General features: G+C 66.0%; 3 protein-coding genes. 2 read left to right on the plus strand and 1 reads right to left on the minus strand.

Annotated features, from left to right (window positions below):
• Positions 1 to 337: 337 nt before the first annotated feature.
• Complete coding sequence (gene fadD2, locus WA944_RS16035) at positions 338 to 2,059, minus strand: long-chain-fatty-acid--CoA ligase FadD2 (protein WP_526374752.1); 1,722 nt, start codon at positions 2,057 to 2,059, stop codon at positions 338 to 340.
• Between the two features lie 55 nt (positions 2,060 to 2,114).
• On the opposite strand from fadD2, the gene ligD reads away from it, so the two are divergent.
• Entirely contained in the window at positions 2,115 to 3,353 is a 1,239-nt protein-coding gene (gene ligD, locus WA944_RS16040) for a non-homologous end-joining DNA ligase (protein ID WP_526371568.1), read from the plus strand.
• 153 nt (positions 3,354 to 3,506) lie between these two features.
• Positions 3,507 to 3,914, plus strand: coding sequence for an STAS domain-containing protein (locus WA944_RS16045; RefSeq protein WP_526369820.1), 408 nt, complete (start codon positions 3,507 to 3,509; stop codon positions 3,912 to 3,914).
• The last annotated feature ends 90 nt before the right edge of the window (positions 3,915 to 4,004 follow it).

A 4,004-nucleotide genomic window follows, 5' to 3' on the forward strand; every position in this document is an offset into this window, starting at 1 on the left:
CCCCACCTTCCACGGAGTCTCCAGTCCCAGCAGATGGCGGTACAGCTCGGTGTCGCGCATACCCCATATCCTGCCGCTGACGGCCGTCACGCCCACATCGGGCCCACGAAAAACCCGGAAGCGCCCAAATTTCAGCGCAAACACCCCGCCGTTGGATCCACACAGCCAAGCCGACGCGCCGGCCGCCGCCGACCCAGGGCCGGGCGTAGAACCGGCGCCGGGCTACGGCACCGACAGCGAAGACCCTGGCGCCGTCGAAGATGATCAGAACGAAGGCGACGACGACGACTGAGGGTCGCTCACCGATTCAGGATTCCGCCCGAATTCCGGGGTGGCCCTATCCGTCGATCTCCATGTCGCGCAGTTCGCGCTTGAGGATCTTGCCGGTGGGGTTCCGCGGCAGCTGATCGATGAAGACCACCTCGCGCGGGTCCTTGTAGCGGGCCAGGTTCTCCCGCACGTACGCCTTGATCGCATCCTCGTCGATCGAGGCGCCCTCGGCCTTGACCACGAAGCAGCGCAGCCGGGCGCCCCATTCCTTGTCCTCGACACCGAGCGCGGTGGCCTCGACGACCTCGGGATGGCCGCTGACGAGGTCCTCGATCTCGGCGGGGAAGACGTTCTCACCGCCGGAGACGATCATCTCGTCGTCGCGACCGCTGACGTAGAGCAGGTCGTTGTCGTCGAAGTAGCCGACGTCGCCCGACGACAGCAGTCCGTCGATGATCTGCTTTCCGCCGCCGCCGGTGTAGCCCTGGAACGGGAAGAAGTTGCCCACGAAGATCCGGCCGACCTCACCGCGCGGCAGCTCGTTGCCGTTGTCGTCGAGGATCTTGACCTTCATGCCCTTGACCACCGGCCCGACCGTTGCCGGGTTGATCGAAAGGTCTTGGGGCCGTGCGATGCTCGCGTATGCGACCTCGGTGGATCCGTACAAGTTGTAGACGACCGGGCCAAGGTCCTTCAGCGCCCGGGTGGCGAGCTCGGCGCCGAGCTGTGAACCGGAGACGAACACGATGTGCAACGACGACAGATCGGGCTTGGGTGAGGTCTTCTCGAGCTCGTCGAGCATCCGGGACAACATCACCGGAACCACCACGATCGCGGTGGCCTTGTGCTTTTCGATGTCGGCGAGCACGGTGGCCGGTCTGAATTTCCGGCGCAGCACCAACGTGGAGCCCAGCATCATCGCGATCGTCGCGTGCAGGAAGCCCAGCGCATGGAACATCGGCGCCGGCAGCGACGTCACCTCCTTGGCCTTGAAGGGCACCGCCGACAGCACCCCGCCGATCGGCGCCAGCGACGATGGCGCGCTGCGGTTGGCGCCCTTGGGGGTGCCGGTGGTGCCGCTGGTCAGGATGATGATCGACGAGTGCTTGGCAGCCTTGGGCGGCGGTGCGGTGCTGGTGCGGGCGATCAACTGCTCGAGGGTGTCATCGGTGCTGCCCGACGGTTCGTCACCCTCGGCGGCAGCCGAAGATTCGGCGCGGTCCGGGTTGACCCCGAGCGCGCGCAGCTTTCCGAGTTCGGGTTCGGACTGGGAGACGGCGGCGGTGTACTCGTCGTCGTAGATGACGAACTTGCCGCCCTCGCGCTCGGACACCTCTTTGATCTGCGGGCCGGAGAACTCACTGTTGAGCAGGATGATTCGGGCGCCGACCTTCGCGGCCCCGTACACCGAGACCAGGAACCATCGGTGGTTACGGGCCAGGATCGCCACCCCGTCCCCACCGCGGACCCCCTTGGCGATCAGGCCGTTGGCGACGGCGTTGGCGGCGTTGTCGAGTTCGGAGAACGTCATCTCGCCGAAGTCGTCGATCACCGCGACCCGGTGCGGGTGGCGGCGGGCGTTGAGCGCCGGGATCATCCCGAACTCGCCCCACCGGCGGATGTCACCGACCAACGCGGCGATGTCCTGCGGTGCCTCCAGTTTCAGCGCACCCGCCTCGAACATCTTGCGGGCGTAGTGCAGCTCCGCCGAGCCACGCTCGAGATACTTGCCGACGGACTGCTGGACCTGGGCGAGCGCCTGCACCGGAAGATCACTGAGCTTGGACATGCGCACAACTTTATGTGACCGCGCTCGCAGATCGACCGGATTCTACGATGAGACGATGCCTGGTCCCCGGTATCTGGACATCGGTGGACAGCAGGTGCCCATCACCCATCCCGACAAGGTGGTGTTCGGCGATCTCGGGGTCACCAAACTCGACCTGATGCACTACTACACCGCGGTGGCCGACGGCGCCCTGCGCGGAGTTCAGGACCGTCCGATGATCCTCAAACGCTTCGTCAAGGGCATCGAACAGGAGGCGGTGTTCCAGAAGCGCGCCCCGGAGAAGCGGCCCGACTTCGTCGACGTTGCCGAGCTGAAGTACGCGTCGGGGACCTCGGCCAAGGAAGCCGTGGTGCACGACGCGGCGGGACTGGTCTGGGCGGTGAACCTCGGCTGCGTCGACCTCAACCCGCACCCGGTGCGCTTCGATGATCTCGATCATCCCGACGAACTGCGCGTCGACCTCGACCCCATGCCCGGGGTCGGTTGGCGCCAGATCCTCGACGTGGCCTTCGTCGCCCGCGAGGTTCTCGAGGAGCACGGGCTGGTGGCCTGGCCCAAGACCTCGGGCTCGCGGGGCTTCCACATCTACGCGCGCATCCACCGGCGGTGGCCGTTCAAGTTGGTGCGGTTGGCCGCCGAGGCGGTGGCCCGCGAGGTGGAGCGCCGAGCACCGGAATCTGCCACCGCGCGCTGGTGGAAGGAAGAACGCCACGGGGTTTTTGTCGACTTCAACCAGAACGCCATGGACCGCACGGTGGCGTCCGCGTACTCGGTGCGTGCCACGCCGGACGCCCGGGTGTCGACGCCGCTGTTCTGGGATGAGGTCGCCGACTGTCGACCCGAGACCTTCACCGTCGCCACGGTGCCGCAGCGCTTCGAACGGCTCGGCGACCCGTGGGAGGGAATGGACGACGCGGTAGGTGGCCTGGAGTCACTGCTGAACCTCGCCGACTCACTCGGGCCGGCGGAGAAGGCTCCGAAGGGTGCCCGCCGATCTGCCGACGGTCGCCGGCAGTCGGCCAAACCGTTGATCGAGATCGCCCGGACCAAGACCAGAGACGAGGCGATGGCCGCGCTGCAGCAGTGGCGCGAGAAGTATCAGGACGCCGCCGCAAACCTGGAACCCACAGACATCCTCGTCGACGGCATGCGCGGCCCGAGTTCGATCTGGTACCGAATCCGGATCAACCTCGAGCACGTTGCCGAGGGCGCCAGGCCGCCGCAGGAGGCACTGCTGGCCGATTACAACCCCTGGGCGGGTTATACCGGTTCCCAGCAGCAGCGCCGAGGTTGACGCCAAGTTACCGACGGGTTTGCTGACGCGGGCGAATCCAGTTCTTACCGAAGTATTAGTAGTTACTCCCCGCCGCCTTAGATTGGCTCACTACGTTCGTTGTTGTAACGCCCACTGGCGGCTGATGTCAGCACACGATCGAGGGAGGCTGCAATGTACGGCAATCCGACGTTCGACTGCAACGGCGCCGACATCCGGGCGCACTGCCGCCAGCTGGCGACGGTGGTGACCATCAAGGGTCGCCTCGATGACCTCAACACCGACCGCGCCACCCGGTACACCCGTCGCTTCATCCTCGCGGAGAAGCCCTTCGTTCTGGATCTCAGCGGCGTCACTTCCGTTAGTCGGGAAGCCATTTCGCTGCTGTTCACGGTCGACGACGTCTGCGCCGCCGCCGGCGTCGAGTGGTCGCTGGTCGCCAGCCGCTCGGTCGAGCAGGCACTGCGTGAGTGCGACATCGAGTTCGACGCAGCCGGCTCCGTTCCGGAAGCACTCAACCACTTCGCCGATGCCATGGTGGCGCGGCGCCAACTACTCCCGCTTCTCACAAAGACCGCGTAAAGGATCATTGTGCTCATTGATGTTCGCTGGCTCCGGTACCTCCTCCACTCACGCCACAAGTCAGATGCGGAGCGCCTCGCGCTGACGGCG

It is taken from the genome of Mycobacterium sp., from assembly GCF_049683355.1.
Taxonomy (GTDB): domain Bacteria; phylum Actinomycetota; class Actinomycetes; order Mycobacteriales; family Mycobacteriaceae; genus Mycobacterium.

Bases quoted from the DNA above. Each gene is read 5' to 3' on its own strand.
- fadD2 (WP_526374752.1), bottom strand. From the start codon at position 2,059: ATGTCCAAGCTCAGTGATCTTCCGGTGCAGGCGCTCGCCCAGGTCCAG.
- ligD (WP_526371568.1), top strand. From the start codon at position 2,115: ATGCCTGGTCCCCGGTATCTGGACATCGGTGGACAGCAGGTGCCCATC.
- WA944_RS16045 (WP_526369820.1), top strand. From the start codon at position 3,507: ATGTACGGCAATCCGACGTTCGACTGCAACGGCGCCGACATCCGGGCG.